19 protein-coding genes and 1 riboswitch are annotated in these 18,456 nt (G+C 72.9%); of the genes, 8 read left to right on the forward strand and 11 right to left on the reverse strand.

All coding sequences use genetic code 11. From position 1 onward, the window contains the following. Positions 1–153: 153 nt before the first annotated feature. The 4 genes from FHS22_RS17950 to FHS22_RS38115 form a co-directional block, all read right to left on the reverse strand. Complete coding sequence (locus tag FHS22_RS17950; RefSeq protein WP_184943109.1) at positions 154–300, reverse strand: Insertion element protein; 147 nt, start codon at positions 298–300, stop codon at positions 154–156. Then, positions 297–1,979, reverse strand: coding sequence for a nitrite/sulfite reductase (locus FHS22_RS17955; RefSeq protein ID WP_184943111.1), 1,683 nt, complete (start codon positions 1,977–1,979; stop codon positions 297–299). The genes FHS22_RS17950 and FHS22_RS17955 overlap by 4 nt, the downstream gene beginning before the upstream one ends. A gap of 157 nt (positions 1,980–2,136) precedes the next feature. After that, on the reverse strand, positions 2,137–2,226 hold the full coding sequence (locus tag FHS22_RS39630) for a putative leader peptide (protein ID WP_373294325.1): 90 nt from the start codon (positions 2,224–2,226) through the stop codon (positions 2,137–2,139). Positions 2,227–2,353: 127 nt separating this feature from the next. Beyond that, entirely contained in the window at positions 2,354–2,482 is a 129-nt protein-coding gene (locus FHS22_RS38115) for a hypothetical protein (RefSeq protein WP_260408030.1), read from the reverse strand. A gap of 165 nt (positions 2,483–2,647) precedes the next feature. Here FHS22_RS38115 and FHS22_RS17960 point away from each other — a divergent pair, with 165 nt between their 5' ends. From FHS22_RS17960 to FHS22_RS17975, 4 genes are all read left to right on the forward strand, one after another. Then, positions 2,648–3,649 (forward strand): YihY/virulence factor BrkB family protein, encoded by a 1,002-nt coding sequence (locus FHS22_RS17960; RefSeq protein ID WP_260408031.1) that lies wholly within the window; start codon positions 2,648–2,650, stop codon positions 3,647–3,649. Then, positions 3,643–3,723: riboswitch (ZMP/ZTP riboswitch) on the forward strand. Its footprint overlaps the gene before it by 7 nt. 21 nt (positions 3,724–3,744) lie before the next feature. After that, positions 3,745–5,022 carry a serine hydroxymethyltransferase gene (gene glyA / locus FHS22_RS17965; protein ID WP_425567300.1) on the forward strand — a complete coding sequence of 426 codons (1,278 nt, stop codon included), beginning with the start codon at positions 3,745–3,747 and terminating at the stop codon, positions 5,020–5,022. A gap of 257 nt (positions 5,023–5,279) precedes the next feature. Continuing rightward, positions 5,280–6,398, forward strand: coding sequence for a ribosome small subunit-dependent GTPase A (gene rsgA, locus FHS22_RS17970; protein WP_184943117.1), 1,119 nt, complete (start codon positions 5,280–5,282; stop codon positions 6,396–6,398). A 63-nt stretch (positions 6,399–6,461) separates the two neighbouring features. Continuing rightward, entirely contained in the window at positions 6,462–7,136 is a 675-nt protein-coding gene (locus FHS22_RS17975; protein WP_184943119.1) for a phosphoribosyltransferase, read from the forward strand. 57 nt (positions 7,137–7,193) lie between these two features. On the opposite strand, the gene FHS22_RS17980 is transcribed toward FHS22_RS17975, so the two are convergent. The 4 genes from FHS22_RS17980 to FHS22_RS17995 all read right to left on the reverse strand — a co-directional run bounded on the left by FHS22_RS17980 (position 7,194) and on the right by FHS22_RS17995 (position 10,895). Beyond that, positions 7,194–7,508: a WhiB family transcriptional regulator gene (locus FHS22_RS17980; RefSeq protein ID WP_184943121.1), complete on the reverse strand. Its 315-nt coding sequence runs from the start codon at positions 7,506–7,508 to the stop codon at positions 7,194–7,196. Positions 7,509–7,611: 103 nt separating this feature from the next. Further along, on the reverse strand, positions 7,612–8,550 hold the full coding sequence (locus tag FHS22_RS17985; protein WP_184943123.1) for a sucrase ferredoxin: 939 nt from the start codon (positions 8,548–8,550) through the stop codon (positions 7,612–7,614). A 114-nt stretch (positions 8,551–8,664) separates the two neighbouring features. Then, complete coding sequence (locus FHS22_RS17990; protein WP_184943125.1) at positions 8,665–10,182, reverse strand: glycerol-3-phosphate dehydrogenase/oxidase; 1,518 nt, start codon at positions 10,180–10,182, stop codon at positions 8,665–8,667. Continuing rightward, positions 10,179–10,895 carry a TetR/AcrR family transcriptional regulator gene (locus FHS22_RS17995; RefSeq protein ID WP_184943126.1) on the reverse strand — a complete coding sequence of 239 codons (717 nt, stop codon included), beginning with the start codon at positions 10,893–10,895 and terminating at the stop codon, positions 10,179–10,181. Before FHS22_RS17995 ends, FHS22_RS17990 begins: the two co-directional genes overlap by 4 nt. 46 nt (positions 10,896–10,941) lie before the next feature. Here FHS22_RS17995 and FHS22_RS18000 point away from each other — a divergent pair, with 46 nt between their 5' ends. After that, positions 10,942–12,510, forward strand: a complete 1,569-nt coding sequence (locus tag FHS22_RS18000; protein ID WP_184943259.1) for an FAD-binding oxidoreductase — start codon at positions 10,942–10,944, stop codon at positions 12,508–12,510. A gap of 42 nt (positions 12,511–12,552) precedes the next feature. On the opposite strand, the gene FHS22_RS18005 is transcribed toward FHS22_RS18000, so the two are convergent. The 3 genes from FHS22_RS18005 to FHS22_RS18015 form a co-directional block, all read right to left on the reverse strand. Further along, the gene (locus FHS22_RS18005; protein ID WP_184943128.1) at positions 12,553–13,038 is read right to left on the reverse strand and encodes an MSMEG_6728 family protein; all 486 of its coding nucleotides are present in this window, start codon (positions 13,036–13,038) and stop codon (positions 12,553–12,555) included. Positions 13,039–13,131: 93 nt separating this feature from the next. Then, the gene (locus FHS22_RS18010) at positions 13,132–14,259 is read right to left on the reverse strand and encodes a zinc-dependent alcohol dehydrogenase family protein (protein WP_184943129.1); all 1,128 of its coding nucleotides are present in this window, start codon (positions 14,257–14,259) and stop codon (positions 13,132–13,134) included. After that, positions 14,256–14,666: an acyl-CoA thioesterase gene (locus FHS22_RS18015; protein WP_184943131.1), complete on the reverse strand. Its 411-nt coding sequence runs from the start codon at positions 14,664–14,666 to the stop codon at positions 14,256–14,258. The genes FHS22_RS18010 and FHS22_RS18015 overlap by 4 nt, the downstream gene beginning before the upstream one ends. Before the next feature lie 66 nt (positions 14,667–14,732). On the opposite strand from FHS22_RS18015, the gene FHS22_RS18020 reads away from it, so the two are divergent. The 3 genes from FHS22_RS18020 to FHS22_RS18030 all read left to right on the forward strand — a co-directional run bounded on the left by FHS22_RS18020 (position 14,733) and on the right by FHS22_RS18030 (position 18,446). Beyond that, on the forward strand, positions 14,733–14,999 hold the full coding sequence (locus FHS22_RS18020) for a hypothetical protein (protein WP_184943133.1): 267 nt from the start codon (positions 14,733–14,735) through the stop codon (positions 14,997–14,999). Between the two features lie 197 nt (positions 15,000–15,196). Then, positions 15,197–16,834: a serine/threonine-protein kinase gene (locus FHS22_RS37360; RefSeq protein ID WP_338047799.1), complete on the forward strand. Its 1,638-nt coding sequence runs from the start codon at positions 15,197–15,199 to the stop codon at positions 16,832–16,834. 94 nt (positions 16,835–16,928) lie between these two features. Next, entirely contained in the window at positions 16,929–18,446 is a 1,518-nt protein-coding gene (locus FHS22_RS18030; protein WP_184943135.1) for a metallophosphoesterase family protein, read from the forward strand. The last annotated feature ends 10 nt before the right edge of the window (positions 18,447–18,456 follow it).

Here is an 18,456-nt window from a genome sequence, read left to right on the forward strand (position 1 = left end):
CGTTCGCCGCGCGGGCCGCTCGTGCCTCGCGGACCGCTCCGCTCACTGCGTCGGGTTCGCTCCCTGACATGGGTCGCTCACCCTCCTCGTTCGCTGCGCGGGCCGCTCGTGCCTCGCGGACCGCTCCGCTCACTGCGTCGGGTTCGCTCCGGGTCATGACGTGCGCACCCCGATCCCCAGAAACTTCAGCTTGAAAGCGCGGGCGCACGAGCGGCAGTACCAGCCGCCGTCGCCCTCGTACGGCTCCAGGTCCTCTTCACCGCAGTAGGGGCAGTGGAAGGGGACGGCCCTGCCGCTCACTTGAGGTCCGCCTCGTCGGCGCGCTGGACCCACTCGGAGAAGGCCTCGCCCTCGTTCTTCTGCTTGCCGAAGTTCCGCAGCACCCGCTCGACGTAGTCGGGGAGCTCGGCGGCGGTGGCCTTCAGGCCGCGGACCTTGCGGCCGAAGCCGGCGTTGACGCCCAGCGAGCCGCCCAGGTGGATCTGGAAGCCCTCCACCTGCTCGCCCGCCTCGTTGACGACGAGCTGGCCCTTGAGGCCGATGTCGGCGGTCTGGATGCGCGCGCAGGAGTTGGGGCAGCCGTTGACGTTGATGGTCAGCGGCTCGGCGAAGTCCGGCAGGCGGGCCTCCAGCTCGTCGATCAGGTGGGACGCGGTGTCCTTGGTGTCGACGATCGCCAGCTTGCAGAACTCGATGCCGGTGCAGGCCATGGTCTGGCGGCGGAAGGTGGAGGGGTTGACCTGGAGGTCGTTGGCCTCCAGCTCGGCCACCAGGCTCTCCACCCGGTCCGGCGCGACGTCCAGGACGACCATCTTCTGCTCGACCGTGGTGTGCACCCGCCCGGAGCCGTGCCGCTCGGCGATGTCGGCGATCAGGTGCAGCTTGTCGCCGTTGAGGCGGCCGACCCGGGGCGCGAAGCCGACGTAGAAGTTGCCGTCCTTCTGCGGGAAGACGCCCACGTGGTCGCGGCGGCCGCCGCGCGGCGGCTCGGGCGCGGGGCCGTCCGGAAGGGTGCGGCCGAGGTACTCCTTCTCCAGGACGGCGCGGAACTTCTCGGCTCCCCAGTCGTTGACCAGGAACTTGATCCGCGCCCGGTGGCGCAGGCGGCGGTAGCCGTAGTCGCGGAAGATGCCGATCACGCCGCCGTAGACCTCGGAGGCCTGCTCCGGGGTGACGAAGACGCCGAGCCGCTTGGCCAGCATCGGGTTGGTCGACAGGCCGCCGCCGACCCACAGGTCGTAGCCCTTCTCGCCGTGCTCGTTGACGACGCCGACGAAGGCCACGTCGTTGATCTCGTGCACGGTGCAGTGCGCCGGGCAGCCCGACAGCGCCGACTTGAACTTGCGCGGCAGGTTGGAGTACTCGGGGTTGCCGATGTAGTCGGCGTGGATCCGGTCGATCTCCGCGGTGGCGTCGACGACCTCCTCGGCGTCGATCCCGGCCAGCGGGCAGCCGATGATGACGCGCGGGGTGTCGCCGCAGGCCTCGGTGGTGGACAGGCCCACCGCCTCCAGCCGCCGCCAGATGTCCGGGACGGACTCGATCTCGATCCAGTGCAGCTGGATGTTCTGCCGGTCGGTGACGTCGGCGGTGCCGCGGCCGTACTCGTTGGAGATGTCGGCGATGGTGCGCAGCTGCTCCAGGTTGAGCCGGCCGCCGTCGATCCGGACGCGGAGCATGAAGTAGCGGTCGTCGAGCTCCTCCGGCTCCAGGACCGCGGTCTTGCCGCCGTCGATCCCGGGCTTGCGCTGGGTGTAGAGCCCGTACCAGCGCATCCGGCCGCGCAGGTCGGCCGGGTCGATGGAGTCGAACCCGCCCTTGGAGTAGACGTCGATGATCCGCTGGCGGACGTTGAGCCCGTCGTCGTTCTTCTTGAGCTCTTCGTTCTTGTTCAGCGGCTCGCGGTAGCCGAGAGCCCACTGACCTTCGCCTCGCGGGCGCTTGTGGTGGCGGTTCGCCGGACGGGCCGGGGTCGTCATGTGCGCGTCCTTATCGGATCGTTGGATGATTTCCGGGCACACGCGCAGGCACCTCCCGCCTCGTCGTCGAGTGCGGGGGTCGTCGCTCAGAGAAGGTCACTCGGAGAAGGACGCCTGTCACGCGCCCGAGCTGGCAGAAGTCAGCGAAGGGCGACGGTCAACGGACGTCACAACAGATGGCGCTGCGGACACGCAGGAGGTCGACGTGGCGTCGCACGACGAGCATGGGGTCCGCTGGCATGTCCATGACGATACCTTGGCGGCCCGAGATGTCCAATATTAGGTCCACACTCTGGACGGCGGGCCGTCCTCCGGGCAGCGGCCGGTCCCGGCCCGGCGGGAGCGGGCCGGACGAGGTCCGGGCCGGGCGCCGTTCAGCCCTGGCGGGGCCAGACGAGGGGCGACTCCCGGGGCTCCGGTTCGGCGCCCTGGTGCTGGCAGTCGCACCACGACCCGCCCCGGCACTCCTCGTGGCGGCGGTCCTTGCACTGCTGGCAGATCATTGCTCCATTGTGCGTCCGGCGCCGGGCCGCGCACAGGACCGGGGGGCGGGCGGCGCCGTACGGCCGCCGCGCGTTTCGCCGCAGGTCGCCCGGGCAGTGACACGGGACCAGGTCACCGATGATCGAACTCGTGATAGCGGACCGCAGGGAATACCGTTGTGTGCCATGACGTCCAGTGAGGTCCCTGCCAAGCGGTCCGGGCCCGGCAAGCGCCCGCGACGCTGGGCGCACTCCCGGCTGCGCAGGCACAGCGCCCGGCTCCGGACCGGGCTGACGTGGGTGCGGGGCACCGGCACCTGGACGCTGGTCTCCGCCACCGTCAACGCCGGCGTCACCTACCGGGTCACCGGCCTGGCCGGGGAGGCGGCCTTCTTCGCGCTGCTCTCGCTGCCGCCGTTCGTGCTCGGCCTGATCGGCGTGGTCGGCCAGCTCACCGGCGTCTTCGGCCCGGAGACCGTGCAGGACGTCAGCGCCTGGATCGAGGCGCAGGCGCACCTGCTGTTCACCGACAACGCCGTGGACACCGTCGTCACCCCGCTCATCGGCGACGTGCTGAACCCGGCGAACCAGGTCTCGCTGATCTCGCTGGGCTTCCTGCTCGCGCTCTGGTCGGGTTCGCGGGCGCTGTTCGTCTACGTGGACCTGATCGCCCTGGCCTACGGGCTCGGCGAGGAGCGCGGCATCATCCGCACCCGCCTGATGTCCTTCGGGCTCTACCTCGCGGGCCTGCTGAGCGGCCTGTTCGTCATGCCGGTCCTGGTGCTGGGCCCGGCGGCGCTGCAGGGCGCGCTCCCGCCCGACTACACCGTGCTGGTGGACGTCCTCTACTGGCCGGTGGTCGTCGTCGGCTCCGTCTTCTTCCTCACGCTGCTCTACCACGTGAGCGTCCCGGTGCGGACGCGCTGGTGGCGGGAGATGCCCGGGGCCGTGCTCGCGCTCATCATCTGGATCGCCTGCGCCGCGGTGCTGCGCGAGGTCCTGGCGGCGTGGTTCTCGCCGGTCTCCATCTACGGCTCGCTGGCCGCTCCCGTCGCGGTGCTGCTCTGGCTCTACATCACCGCCCTCGCCGTGCTCATCGGCGCCATCCTCAACGCCGAGGTGGACCGGCTCTGGCCGGCGAACGGCACAGGGCGGGTCGGCCGATCGGGCGAGTCCGCTATCGTCTAAGCCGCGACTGGCGCATTGGGTGGGACAACCACCGGGGAGCGGAATGGCGGAGGCCGCGCGCCTGGGTCTTCGTCCGTTGTCAACGAATGTCAACGATGACAGGGAGTGAAGGCGCCATGAGTTCTCTTTCCAGTGTCGACCCTCAGATCGCCGAGCTCGTCAGGGCGGAGGAGCGCCGCCAGGCCGACACCGTCAAGCTGATCGCCTCCGAGAACTACGTCTCCAAGGCCGTGCTCGAGGCCACCGGCACCGTCCTCACGAACAAGTACTCCGAGGGCTACGCCAGCAAGCGCTACTACGAGGGCCAGCAGGTCATCGACCAGATCGAGACCCTCGCCATCGAGCGCGCCAAGGCGCTGTTCGGCGTGAACCACGCCAACGTCCAGCCCTACTCCGGCTCGCCCGCCAACCTCGCGATCTACATGGCCTTCCTCAACCCCGGCGACACCGTGATGGGGATGGGTCTGCCCTTCGGCGGCCACCTCACCCACGGCTGGTCGGTCTCGGCCACCGGCAAGTGGTTCACCCCGGTCCGGTACGGCGTGCGCAAGGACACCGGCCGCGTCGACATGGACGAGGTCCGCGAGATCGCGCTGCGCGAGCGGCCCAAGCTGATCTTCTGCGGCGGCACCGCCATCCCGCGCACGATCGACTTCCCGGCCTTCGCCGAGATCGCCCGCGAGGTCGGCGCGGTCCTCGCCGCGGACATCGCGCACATCGCGGGCCTGGTCGCGGGCGGCGCCCACCCGTCGCCGGTCGGCCACGCCGACGTCATCTCCACCACCACGCACAAGACGCTGCGCGGCCCCCGCGGCGCCATGCTCATGGCCACCTCCGACGAGCACGCCACCGCCCTGAACAAGGCCGTCTTCCCCGGCCTGCAGGGCGGCCCGCACAACCACACCACCGCGGCCATCGCGGTGGCGCTCAAGGAGGCCGCCACCGACGAGTTCAGGGCCTACGCCCGCCAGGTCGTCGTGAACGCCCAGGCGCTGGCCGAGGAGCTGAGCTCCCGCGGCTTCGACCTCGTCTCGGGCGGCACCGACAACCACCTCATCCTGTTCGACCTGACCCCCAAGGGCATCGGCGGCAAGCCGGCGGCCCAGGCGCTGGACCGGGCCGGCCTGGAGACCAACTACAACACCGTGCCGTTCGACCCGCGCAAGCCGTTCGACCCCTCGGGCATCCGGATCGGCACCGCCGGCGTGACCAGCCGGGGCATGGGCGTGACCGAGATGCGGCAGATCGGCGCCTGGATCGACCAGGTCGTCACCGCCCTGGCCAAGGGCGAGGACGAGGCCGAGCACGTCATCGGCCGGGTGCACGCCGAGGTGCTGGAGCTGACCTCGCAGTTCCCGGCGCCCGGCCTGTGAGGCACCCGCGTCCGGGCGCGCGGCGCGTCCGGCCGGAGGTGCCCGCGGCCGGACGCGGTTAACCGTTTGCGATCGCGAGCCGGGTCCGCGCTATAGTGGACCCGGCTTCGCGCCGCTGCGCCGGAAGCAGCGGCCACGACACCGGGAGGTGAGGACTATGCGGGTTGTTCTGGTGAGCCTGCCGTCCATCAGTCTCCGGGTGTCCCTCTAGCCGATTCCAACGCGGGCACCCGGCTTTCGAAAAGGGTGTACCCACGTTGTCCTCACCAGTTCTCTCTGGTTCCTACGATCTTCCCTCGCTCGGCTGGAACGGCTCTCTCGCCGCCGAGCTCCCCGCCGGTACGGTCCCCGCCCGGGTGGCCCGCGTCGACCGCGGCGCCGCCGAGGTGCTCTGCGCCGACGGCCACCTGACGGCCCACTACAGCGCCCGGGTACGGCGTGCCGCCGCCGCCGACCCGGTGGCCCTGCCCTGCGTGGGCGACTGGGCCGCGCTCCGGCGGTTGCCCGAGGGGCGCTTCGAACTCGACGCGCTCCTGCCCCGCCGTACCGCCTTCGTCCGGGGCGGGGTGGGCCGCACCTCGCAGCAGGGCCTGTCCGGCGACTCCCAGGGGCAGGTGCTGGCCGCGAACGTCGACGTCGTCTTCGTCGCGGAGCCCGCGCTGCACGCCACCGACACCGCCGACCTGGGCCGGATCGAGCGGCTGCTCGCGCTGGCCTGGGAGAGCGGCGGGCAGCCGGTGGTGCTCGTCACCAAGGCCGATCTCGTCGGCGACGGCCTCGACTTCCTGATGGGCGAGGTCGCCGCGGCGGCGCCCGGTGTGGACGTGCACGCGGTCTGCTCCCTCACCGGGCAGGGGGTGGACATCGTCCGCGGCTACCTGGCCGGGACCCGCACCGCCGTGGTGCTGGGCGCCTCGGGCGCGGGCAAGTCCACCCTCGTCAACGCGCTGGCGGGGGAGGCGGTGATGGAGACCCAGCAGGTCCGCGCCGGTGACGGCCGGGGGCGGCACACCACCGTGCACCGCGAGCTCATCCCGCTCGGCGGCGGCGGCCTGGTCGTGGACACCCCCGGCATCCGCCGGATCGGCCTGTACGACATGGGCGAGGGCGTGGACCGGGTCTTCTCCGACATCGAGGAGCTGGCGGCGCGGTGCAGGTTCGCCGACTGCGGGCACGACAGCGAGCCCGGCTGCGCCGTGATCGCCGCGATCGAGGACGGCGTGCTTCCCGAGCGCCGGCTGGCCAGCTGGAACAAGCTCCAGCGGGAGGCCGCCTGGATGGCGTCCCGGACCGACGCGCGGCTCCGCAAGGAGCTGCAGAACAAGTGGAAGGTCATCCACAAGGAGATGCGTAAGCCGGGTCGTAATCGGCCCTGAGATATGGGTATGACCGCTATGTGAGTTATGTGACAGTGTCTCCGGCTCCGAAGGGCCGGACTCATGAGCGGTGAGGAGGGAGTGCGCCTGCCCTTCGCTGACCGGGCGGAGGCGGGCGTGCTTCTGGGCGAGAGGCTGACGGGACTGGGCCTGCGGGCCCCGCTCGTGCTCGCGCTGCCGCGCGGGGGAGTGGAGGTGGCCGTCCCGGTCGCGCTGCGGCTGGACGGCGTGCTCGACGTGCTCGTCAGCAGGAAGATCGGCCACCCGGCCAACCCGGAGTTCGGAGTGGGGGCCGTCGCCGAGGGCGGCGAGCCGGTCTTCGACGGAGGCGTGCTCGCGCGGCTGGGGCTGGCCGAGGAGGACCTCGGCCGGGTGGTCGAGGCCGAACGGGCCGAGCTGGCCCGGCGGGTCGGGGTCTACCGGGGGGACCGGAGGCTGCCCGCGCCGGACGGCGGGGACGTGGTCGTGGTCGACGACGGCCTCGCCACGGGCGTCACCGCCCGGGCGGCGCTGCGCGCGATCAGGACGGGGACTCCGGGGAGGCTGGTGCTCGCCGTCCCGGTGGCGGCACCGGAGACGGTGCGGGCCATGCGGGCGGAGGCGGACGAGGTGGTGGTGCTCGCCGCTCCTCCGGACTTCTATGCTGTGGGACAGTGGTACCGGAGGTTCGACCAGCTCGACGACACGGACGTCCTCGGCCTGCTCGGAAGCTGGGCCCGGGCGCACGACAGCGTGTGATCTCGCAGGAACGCCGGCGAGATCACACGTGCGGGGAGAGCCGGGGGTGGAGGTTGCTCAGGCGACGGCGCTGATGCCGGCGCTGGCGGCGCGGCGCATGCGACGGCGGCGCTCGGAGGCGCGCTCGTCCTCGTTCAGACCGCCCCAGGTGCCGTACTTCTCCGGGCGGGACAGCGCGTAGTCAAGGCACTCGGCGCGGACGGGGCACTGGCCGCAGATGGCCTTGGCCTTGCGCTCGCGGATATCACGCTCGGGCTGACGCTCGCCATCGGGACCGAAGAAGAGCACAAGGTCCTCGCCCCGGCACGCGGCGTCATCCTGCCAGCCCCAGCTGGGCCGAGGGCGGGCGGTCTGCCGACGTACCTGAGACATGAGAAAACCACCTTCTAGTGAGAAGTATTTCGGGTTACTACCGCATTGGACGTTTTTGACATCCTTGGTGCCAACGCGTGGATCGGCCGCGATGTTCCCTCGGTCAGGTCAAGGCGGGCGTGGCGTACCGCACAGGCGAGAGCCTGTCCAGCGAGACCAGCCGATAGGTGGTGATCGTGTCGGCGCAAGCCGTACCACATGGCGTCGAGAACGTCATGGGTTCAACCACTACCCGATAACGGGCGCCGTTACCGAGCACGACGGCTTCGGTGGCGGACCCGTCCGACCTGGAGGACTCCACGGCCACTCCGCCGACCGAGAGCTCGCCCGTGTGGGCACGGACGAAATGCTCGGCGGCTTGCAGCGGCTCAGGGATGCCTGCGCGTCCCCGGAAACGGTCGAGGGTCACCTCGCCGGACCGGTACGCATCGGCTGCTGCGAGCGCAGCAGCCTGAGACATGCTGCCGTAGTAAAGGCCGTGTGGCAAGCACACCAGATTGGCGGCGTAGCGATCGCCGCCAACATGTGATGTTTCCCATGTTCTGTCCGGCAAAACCTCTGCCAACGAACGAGCGATGGGAAGTCCAATGCGGGCGCAGCACGCGTTGCGCTTGGCGTGCGTACAGACCAGAAAAACCGGCTCACTCACAAGTATGCAGGACTCGGGGAGCACTCCGGCCACCAGCGCGTCCAGGTCGAGATCGTCCGGGTTGGTGAAGACGCCCTCGGCGATCCAGGGCTCGGCCGCCGTGGAGTCGGCGACCATGACGTGGATGCCGTCCGGGGCGGGGCCCCTCCGGCCGGGCCTGCGGATCAGCTGGGGGCGGATGCCGAGGTTCGTCGCCCGTTTGATAAGGGTGTGCACGTCCTCGGGGAGGGAACAGTCCTCCAGGTGCGAGGCCCACGGCCCGGAGTGCTCGATGAGCAGCCAGAAGCGCGCGCCGACCGTGGCGCTGGCGTACACGGGCACCTCGCCGGTGTGGCAGCCCGCAGGGTGCGTGCACCCCTTGGCCGCCGTGCCGGAAACGTTCGCCGTGTTCACACACCCTCCCTATCCATACTTAGGTAAGACTAACCTAACGTACTCAAGGGGCTGTCATGGGGGGTGAAGAAGTGCAGGAATGGGTAAAGAATTCTGCTTCAGGCGGGCCGGTCCCTACCCGTCGTGGGCCAGCGCCGCCTCCGCGGCGGGCAGGGCCGCCTCCCGGTCCCGCGGGACCAGGCCGATCCGGGTCCTGCGGTCCAGCAGGTCGGCGGCGTCCAGCGCCCCCTCGTGCCGGACCGCCCAGACCAGCTCGGCCACGGTGACCCCGGTCGGCAGCGTCTCGGCCAGGGCCGGGTCGGAGAGCGCCAGCGCGTGCACGGCCGGTGCCTCGCTCCCGTACCGCTCCACCAGCCGCGCGGGCGCCTCGACCCCCGGGTGGAGGACGCCGACCAGGGGCAGCCGCGCCGTACGGCTCCCGCCCGCGTCCAGCCCGCGCAGCCGGACGGCGAGGTCCACCGCGTCCTCGGCCATCCTCCGGTAGGTGGTGAGCTTGCCGCCCACGACCGTGACCACCCCGTCCGCGGAGGTGAGCAGCGCGTGCTTCCTGGACAGGTCCGCGGTGCGCTCCCCGGCGCGCCCTGCGGCGGCCAGCAGCGGGCGGAGCCCGGCGAAGGTCCCGGCCACGTCCTCGCGCCGGACCGCCGTGCCCAGCACCGAGTTGAGCACGCCGAGCAGGAACGCCACGTCCTCCTCGGGAGCCTCGGGCACGTCGGGGACCGGCCCGTCCACCGGCTCGTCGGTCAGCCCGACGTAGACCCGCCCGTCGGCCTGGGGCAGCACCAGCGCGAAGCGGTTGCCCTCCCCGGGGATCGGGAGGTGCAGCCCCGCCCGCAGCCCCGGCAGGGAGTGCGGGCCGAGCACCAGGTGGGTGCCGCGCGAGGGCCGCAGCAGGATGGCCGGGTCGAGCCGGGCGGCCCAGACGCCCGCCGCGTTGATCACGGCCTTCGCCCGGACGGTGAAGGCCTCCCCGGTCAGCTCGTCGCGGACCAGCGCCCCGTCCCCGGTCAGTTCGAGCGCGCGGCACCGGGTCAGGATCCTGGCCCCCTGCGCGGCGGCCGTCCTGGCCAGCGCGACCACCAGCCGGGCGTCGTCGACCAGCCGCCCGTCCCAGGAGAGCAGGGCCCCGCGCAGCCCGCGCGGGCTCAGCGGCGCGGCCAGCTCCAGCGCCCGGGAGGCGGAGATCCGCGAGGGGCCGGGGAGCAGGCGGCGCGGCGTGCGGGCGGCGGCGCGCAGCCCGTCGCCGAGGCGGTAGCCGGCCATCACCAGCGCCGCCCGGGCCGCGGAGACCTCCGGGGTCAGCGGGAGCAGGTACGGCTGGGCCCGGACCAGGTGCGGGGCGGTGCGGCGGAGCAGCACGCCGCGTTCGACCGCGCTCTCGCGGGCCACCCCGACCTGTCCCTTCGCGAGATAGCGCAGCCCCCCGTGGATCATCTTGGAGCTCCACCGCGAGGTGCCGAACGCCAGGTCGTGGGCGTCGACCGCGGCCACCGACAGGCCGCGGGAGGCCGCGTCGAGCGCGGCCCCCGCCCCGGTGGCGCCCAGCCCCACCACCAGCACGTCGACGGTCGGGCCGCCGGCCAGCTCGGCGAGCTCGCGGGAGCGGCGGGCGGCGTTGAGAGAGGATCTCATCGAATCTCCTCGGACGGGGAGTCCTCCGCCCGCACGGCGTGCGGAGGACTCGGCGACAGGTACCTCTCCAGGAGCGCGGCGAGCTCGGCGTCCAGCTCGCCCTCGGTGACCGGGCCGAGCATGGTGGGGCCGGAGAGCAGGAAGGACTGGGCGGTCAGCAGCACGGCCCTGGCCATCGCCCGGGTGTCGCCGGGCCGTACGGCGCCCCGGTCCTGGCCCCGGGCGATCGCCTGCTCGACGAGGGTGAGCATGACCTCGTGGCTGGCGCCCCGGCGGTCCAGCAGGTACGGCAGGAGCAGCTCGGGATCCACCTCGACGATCTTGCGCCAGAGCGGGTGGCCGCGCAGCTCCCGCACCACCCCGACGGCGGCGGCGACCGGGTCCTCGGCGGCGAAACCGCCCGCGACCAGCACCCACTCGCGGGTCATCAGGTCGCCGACCAGGCTCCGCACGTCGGGCCAGTGGCGGTAGACGGTCATCCGGGAGACCCCCGCCCGGCGCGCCACGTCGGTGAGCGTGGTGCGCCGCACCCCGACGGCGAGCACCACCTCGCGCGCCGCGTCGAGGATCGCCTCGCCGTGCCGCCCGCCGGTGCCGCTGGGAGCGTCGGTGCCGCTGGGAACATCCGCGCCGCCGGGAGCGCCCGCGCCGCCGGGAGCGTCGCCGGCCGCACCGGCCGTGGCTCCGGCCTTATTGTGACGAATGGACGTCATATGTCACAGTGTAGAGGTGGAAACTCCGACGACCAAGCCCGAACCCATGCTCTGGTCCGGCTGGGGCGACCCCGCCAGGGCCGCCGAGCTGCCGCAACCGGTCCGCGAACTCCTGGCGGGCCTGCTGGGGGTGCGCCCGCCCGCGGCCCCCGCCGCCGGCCTCGGCGAGGTGCGGCTGCCCGCCCCGGCCCTGACCCCGCACGTCCTCGCCGAACTGGAGGCCGTCGTCGGCGCCGGGCACGTGCGCTCCGGCGACGAGGACCGGATCCGCCACACCCGGGGCAAGTCCACCCCCGACCTGCTGCGCATGCGCGCCGGGGACGGCTCCGACGCGCCCGACGCCGTGCTCCTGCCCGGTTCGCACGACGAGGTGCTGGAGCTGCTGCGGATCTGCGCCGGGCACCGGGTCGCGGTGGTCCCCTTCGGCGGCGGCACCTCGGTCGTCGGCGGGCTGGCCCCGGCGCGCGAGGGCTTCGCCGGCGTCGTCGCGCTGGACCTGGCCCGGCTCGACCGGCTGGTGTCGGTCGACGCCGAGTCGATGGTGGTGGAGATGGAGCCGGGCCTGCGCGCGCCGCAGGCCGAGGAACTGCTCGCCCGGCACGGGCTCACCCTGGGGCACTTCCCCCAGTCGTTCGAGTACGCCACGCTGGGCGGCTTCGCCGCGGCCCGCTCCAGCGGCCAGGCCTCGGCCGGGTACGGCCGCTTCGACGACATGGTCGTCGGCATGACCGCGGCCACCCCGCGCGGCACCCTCGACCTCGGCCGCGCGCCCAAGTCGGCCGCCGGGCCCGACCTGCGCCAGGTGGTCCTCGGCTCCGAGGGCGCCTTCGGGGTGATCACCTCGCTCCGGCTCCGGGCGCGCCGCGCGCCCGCCGTACGGATCTACGAGGGGTGGCGGTTCGAGTCCTTCGCGGCGGGCACGGCCGCGCTGCGCCGCCTGGCCCAGGACGGCCCCCTCCCGACCGTGCTGCGCCTGTCCGACGAGACCGAGACGATGATCGGCCTGGCCAGGCCGGGTGAGCTCGGCGGCCTGGCGGCCGGCGCCGGCTGCCAGGTGATCGCGGGGTACGAGGGCGAGGCCGCCGAGGCGGCCGGGCGCCGCGAGCGGGCCGCCGCGGTCCTGTCCGGGCTCGGCGGGACCTGCCTGGGCGCGGACCCGGGCGAGGCCTGGGCGCACGGCCGCTACTCCGCCCCCTACCTGCGCGACTCCCTGCTCGCCGCGGGCGCCACGGTGGAGACCCTGGAGACCGCCGGGTTCTGGTCCGCTCTGCCCCGCCTCTACGACGCCGTACGGCTCGCGCTGCACGGCTCGCTCGGCTCGCCGCTGGTGATGTGCCACATCTCCCACGTGTACGGCACCGGCGCCTCGCTGTACTTCACCGTCGTCACGGCCCAGAGCGGCGACCCGGTCGGGCAGTGGGAGGCGGCCAAGCGGTCGGTCAACGAGGCGATCGTCGCGGCGGGCGGCACGATCTCCCACCACCACGGCGTCGGCCGCGACCACCGCGAGGCCTACGCCGCCGAGATCGGCGGGCTGGGTGTGGAGATCCTGCGCGGGATCAAGGACCGCCTCGACCCCGAAGGCGTCCTCAACCCCGGCGTGCTGATCCCCTGAGACCCGGCCCCGGAGACCGCCCCGGAGACCGCCGCGGGGGCGTCACCCGGGCGGCGGGCACGAGGGCGGGCGGTCGGAGGCGGGCCAGACGTAGGGGAGGTCGTCCGGCTCGTCCCCGAAGACCGGCCGGTAGTGGTCCGGGAGCTTGCGGAGCAGGGACGACCGGTGGCTGAGGTGGAAGGCGGGGTCGCCCAGCCAGGGCGGCAGCTCGCCCGCGGCCTCCAGCAGCGGCTGGGCGCGGGGGGCCGCGACGCCGCAGCGCTCGGCCAGCTCCCGCGCCATCGTCTCCGCGCAGGTGTCGGCCCGGCCGGTGGAGCACCAGTGCCCGCACACCTCCAGTCCGTACCTGACCAGGGCCTCCTCGTAGCCGGTCCACATCCGCACGGCGGGGTGGTTGCGCCAGCCGTACCCCGGCACGGTCAGGGCGCGCAGGATCTGCATCGTCTCGACCCGCTGCTTGCCGAGCCGGAGCGGGTCGAGGACCCGCGCCGTGGCCGCGAAGTCCGGATAGGGGAGGAAGGTCTGCACCGCCGTCCTCCCGCCGTGGTCCCGTGCCCGCCCGTCGCGCGGCCCCGCGAAGGTGTACCCGCCGCGGGCCGGCGACACGCCGGAGCGGGCCGGTCAGAAGACGATCACCTGGCGGACGGCCTCGCCGGTGTGCAGCCGGTCGAAGCCCTCGTTGACCTCGTCCAGGGTCAGCCGGTGCGACAGGAGCGCGTCCACCGGCAGGATCCCGGCCCGGTACATGTCGACGAAGCGCGGCACGTCCCTGCGGGGCACGCACGAGCCCAGGTAGCTGCCCCTGAGCGTGCGCTCCTCGGCGACCAGGCTGAGCGCGGGCAGGACGAGCTCGCGGGCGGGGTCGGGCAGGCCGACGGTGACCGTGGTGCCGCCCCGGGCGGTGGCCCGGTAGGCCTGCTCCAGGACCGGGACGACCCCGGTGGTGTCGACGACCTTCTCGGCCCCGCCGCGGGTGATCTCCCGGATCGCCTCGACGGCGTCCGGGCCGCCCGCGACCGCGTGCGTCGCGCCGAGCTCGCGGGCCAGCTCCAGCTTGGACTCCACCACGTCCACCGCGACGAGGGTGGCGGCCCCGGCGGCCTTCGCCGCGAGCAGCGCGGCCAGCCCGACCCCGCCCAGCCCGAAGACCGCGACGCTGTCGCCGGGCGCGACCCGGGCGCTGTAGAACGCGGCGCCCGCGCCGGTCAGCACGGCGCAGCCGAACAGCGCGGCGATCTCGGAGGGCAGCTCCGGATCGACCTTGACCGCCGAGCGGGCCGAGACCACGGTGTACTCCGAGAAGGCCGAGACGCCGAGGTGGTGCCAGGGGCGGACGCCGGAGGAGTCGGTGAAGCGCAGTCCGCCGCCGAGCAGGGTGCCGCTCCCGTTGGCGGCGGCGCCCGGCTCGCACAGCGCGGGACGGCCCCCGGCGCAGCGCGGGCAGTGCCCGCAGGCCGGGACGAACGCCAGCACCACGTGGTCGCCGGGGGCGAACTCCGTGCCCTCGCCGGTCGCCACGACCTCCCCGGCGGCCTCGTGGCCCAGGGCCATCGGCAGCGGCCGGGGCCGGGAGCCGTTGATCACCGAGAGGTCGGAGTGGCACAGGCCCGCCGCCCGTACCCGGATCAGCAGTTCCCCGGGGCCGGGCGGGTCGAGCTCCAGCGGCACGACCTGCAGGGGGCGCGAGTCCGCGTAGGGGGCCGGGCGGCCCGACTCCACCAGGACGGCCGCACGGGTGGGCGTGCTCATTCGTCGATCACCAGTTTCTCCATGGCGGCGCGCAGCGGCGCCGGGATCTCTGCGGGCCTGCGGGTCTCCCGGTCCACGAAGACGTGGACGAAGTGGCCCTCCGCCACGACGGTCCCGCCGTCCTCGCGGAACAGGCCGAGCTCGTAGCGGACGCTGGAGCGGCCCAGCCTCCCGATCCGGAGCCCGACCCGGACGGCCTCGGGGAAGGAGATCGAGGCCTTGTAGACGCAGTGCGACTCCACGCACAGGCCGATGGCGTCACCTTCGTGGATGTCCAGGCCCGCGGTCCTGATCAGCCACGTGTTGATCACCGTGTCCATCAGCGAGTAATGGACCGCGTTGTTCATGTGGCCGTAGACGTCGTTGTCCTTCCACCGTGTGGGGACGGTCTCCCAGTGCGCGTACACGGACAGAACTATATTCCAGAGCTGTACGGCGGCCGCGGGGGGCTGGGGTGATCGCCCTTCCGGCCGGTGGGAGGGGAGTGCCGATGGACGGGCGCGGCGCCGTTCACCTGGCGAAGGCGCAGGCGGCGGGCCGCCGCGCCGGAGGCGGTCTGCCTGGCGGAACCGCGCAGGACGCTGCTGACGCTCTGGGCGGACGGTGAGCGCGTCGCCGACGCCGCCGACGGCGTCTCGCCCTTCCCGGTGACGGCCGTGGGCGTGACGGCGGGACGGGCACCGGATGAGAGGGCTCCCACCCGGGTGGATTTCCACGACTTCCGCCTCGGCCGGTTCTGAGCCGGGCGTGTTCCGTCTCGGCCGGTTCGGAACCGGGCGTGCCCCGCCTCGGCCCGTTGCGGCGGGATGCCCTCTCACCGGCCCGGCCGGCCGCCGATCCGGAGACCTTCGTCGTTTCACAATTGTTTTTCACAATTGACCATGTAATTGGATTTTTCGTTCCATTAGATGATCTGCCGGACCTAAGATCTTCCGCTGTGACGGCATACGGACTTCCCCCGGTCCTCGCCCTGGAGCCCGCGGACCCGGTCGAGCTCGGTCCCTACCGCGTGGCCGGGCGCCTCGGCCGGGGCGGCATGGGCACGGTCTACCTCGGCGAAGGGCCCTCGGGACCGGTGGCGATCAAGGTGATCAACCGCCACCTGGCCGCCGACCCCGAGTTCGTGGCCCGCTTCCGGAGCGAGGTGGCCGCGGCGCGCAAGGTCAGCCGCTTCTGCACCGCACCCGTGCTGGACGCCCGGCTGGAGGGCGAGCCGCTCTGGGTGGTCACCGAGTACGTCGCCGGGCCCGACCTGGCGCGGCTGCTGCGCGAGCAGGGACCGCTGACCGGGTCCAACCTGGAGGCGCTGGCCGTCGGGGTGGCGGCGGCCCTCACCGCCATCCACGGCGCGGGGGTGGTCCACCGCGACCTCAAGCCCGCCAACGTGCTGCTCTCCCCGCTCGGCCCGCGGGTGATCGACTTCGGCATCGCCCGCGCCCTGGACGCGGGCCGGGGGCAGACCGTCACCGGCAAGATCCTCGGAACCCCGGAGTACATGGCGCCGGAGCTGGTCTCCGACGGCAGGTCGGGCCCGCCCGCCGACGTCTTCGCGTGGGGCTGCGTGGTGGCCGCCGCCGCGACCGGCGCCTCGCCGTTCGCCTCCAGGACCGTGCCGGAGGCGCTCTACCGTGTCGTCCACGACACCCCGAAGCTGGACGTTCTCGACGGGGACCTGCGCGCCCTGGCCGAGGCGGCCCTGGCCAAGGACCCCGGGGCCCGGCCGACGGCCCAGGAGCTGCTCTCCGGGCTGGTCGGGCAGAAGGAGGCGGCCGACACCGCCAGGGTGGCCGGCACCGTCCGGCTCGACCTCTCCGGTGCGGCCGGTCCGGCGGTTCGGGCGGACGCGGGGGAGGAGCCCGCCGGGCGGTCCCGCCGCCCGCGCCGGCCGTACCTGGTGGGCGGTGCGGTGGGCGGGGCGCTGCTGCTGGCGGCGGCGGGAGCGCTCGGCGTCCGGGCCCTGGCGGGGGGACCGCCCGAGACCACCGATGTGCTCTACCGGGACGACTTCGCAGGCGACCAGTCCGGCTGGTACAACAGCGGCACCAAGGCGGACGCGGTGCACGGCTACACCGGGGACGGCCGCTACACCATCGCCACCGACTCCGCGGAGGACGACCGGTACGCCGCCGCGCCGGTCAACGCGGAGGCCCCCGAGCACGCCGTGGTCGAGGTCAGGGCCGACCTGGCCGCCGGGACCCCGCACAGCGCGTGGGGCGGGGTCTTCTGCGAGTACAGGCTCGACGACGATCACTACTCCTACTACGTCGCGGAGGTCCGCCTCGACGGGCGCGCGCGCATCCACAAGCGCACCGAGACGGCCTTCACGGACCTGACCGCCGACCTCCCGGTGCCGGGGTTCAAGAAGGCCGGGGCGGTGCTGCGGGCCGAGTGCGAGCGGAGCGACGGCCGGGTGCGGGTGGGCTTCTGGGTGGGTGACGAGATGGTGGCCGACGTCGTGGACACGGCCGGAGCCAAGGGCAAGCCCAAGTTCGGGCTCGCCGTCAGGAAGTGGCCCGGGGACGGGACGGACACCCGGGTGAACTTCGACGACTTCCGGATCGGCCGCCTGCCCTGAGCGGCGTCCGGACCGGCCGCCGGTCCCGGACGCCTTCTCCGGACGCGTTCCCCGAACGGCCGCATGATCGCGCGATCACGGCCAGAATATGACCATGGTGGATGTCGGGCAGGCGGCGGAACGCGGTCGGGAGGTCTCCTCCCGGGTCTCCGAGGAGGGGGCGGGCTGGGACTGTGTCGAGATCGGCGCGTTCAAGGAGCTGAGACCGAACCGGGAGTCGTTCTCCTGGCTCAACCCGCGCACGCTCTGGCGCTCCCGCAACGAGATCCTCGCGGGGCTGTTCGGCGACCCATCGGGGCAGGTCCGGGCGCGCTGGGTCGGGTCGCAGCGGGACCGGGGCGTCGACCCCTCCTTCCGAATCCCGTCGGACGCCGGGGAGGAGTTCTCCTTCCTGGTCCTCGGCGACACCGGCGAGGGCGACGCCTCGCAGTACGCCGTGGTCCCCGGCATGCTCAAGATCGGCGAGGGCACGGACTTCGCGGTCATCGCCAGCGACGTGATCTACCCCACCGGCTCCGGCAACGAGTACGAGGACAAGTTCTTCCGCCCCTACCAGGACTACCGCGCGCCGATCTACGCGATCCCCGGCAACCACGACTGGTACGACGGGCTCGGCGGCTTCATGCGGGTCTTCTGCGACGCCCCGGCGCTGAAGGCGCAGCGCGAGGGGTTCAAGCTCTCGCCGTCCGGGCTGCGCGGGCTGCTCTGGCGCAAGCCGGAGAGGATCGACGAGGCGCGGCTGGCCAGGGCGCGCGAGCGCCGGGCGCTGCCCGAGCAGCAGGCCGCGCAGCCGGGGCCGTACTGGGCGATGGAGACCCCCGGTCTGGTCATCGTGGGCGTGGACACCGGGATCGGCGGGGGCATCGACCGCGAGCAGGCGAACTGGCTCAGGGAGGTCTCGCTCGACCCCCGGCCCAAGGTGCTCATCACCGGCAAGCCCATCTACACCCGCAACGAGTACAAGCCGTCGAAGCTGGAGGGCGGCGGCACGATCGACGACATCGTGCGCGACCCCCGGCACAACTACGTCGCGGCCATCGGCGGGGACGTGCACAACTACCAGCGCTTCCCGGTGAAGGTGGACGACCGGACCTGCCGGACCGTCCAGTACATCGTGGCGGGCGGCTCCGGGGCCTTCACCCACGCCACCCACACCATCCCCCGGGTCACCGTCGGCGGGGTGCACGAGGACGACTACAAGTGCTACCCGCTCCGCGGCGACTCGTTGTCGTTCTACAGCAAGCTCTACAGCCGGCGGCTGCGCATGCGCTGGCTCTACCTCACGCCGGACGAGGCCCTGTGCCTGATGTCCCAGCACGTCGGCAACACCCCGCCGCGCCCGATCGGCGGGGTGCGGATCACCCGCCGGATGCGCTGGGCGGCGCGGGTGCTCGGCGGCTGGCCGCTGCCGTTCCGGCTCCCGGTGGACAGGGTCTTCCACCGCTACCTGTCGGAGCTGTCCGACTGGGACGACCCGCCGTTCTTCAAGAGCTTCCTGCACGTCTCGGTGACTCCGGAGACGCTGCGGATCCGGTGCTTCGCCGCCACCGGCTGCCTGCCCCAGGAGATCGAACCCCCGCTCGAAGACGAGGTGTGCATCCCGCTCGCCTGATCGAAACCGT

The sequence above is a fragment of the Thiemannella venezuelensis genome, from assembly GCF_014203605.1.
Lineage (GTDB): Bacteria > Actinomycetota > Actinomycetes > Streptosporangiales > Streptosporangiaceae > Planomonospora_A > Planomonospora_A venezuelensis.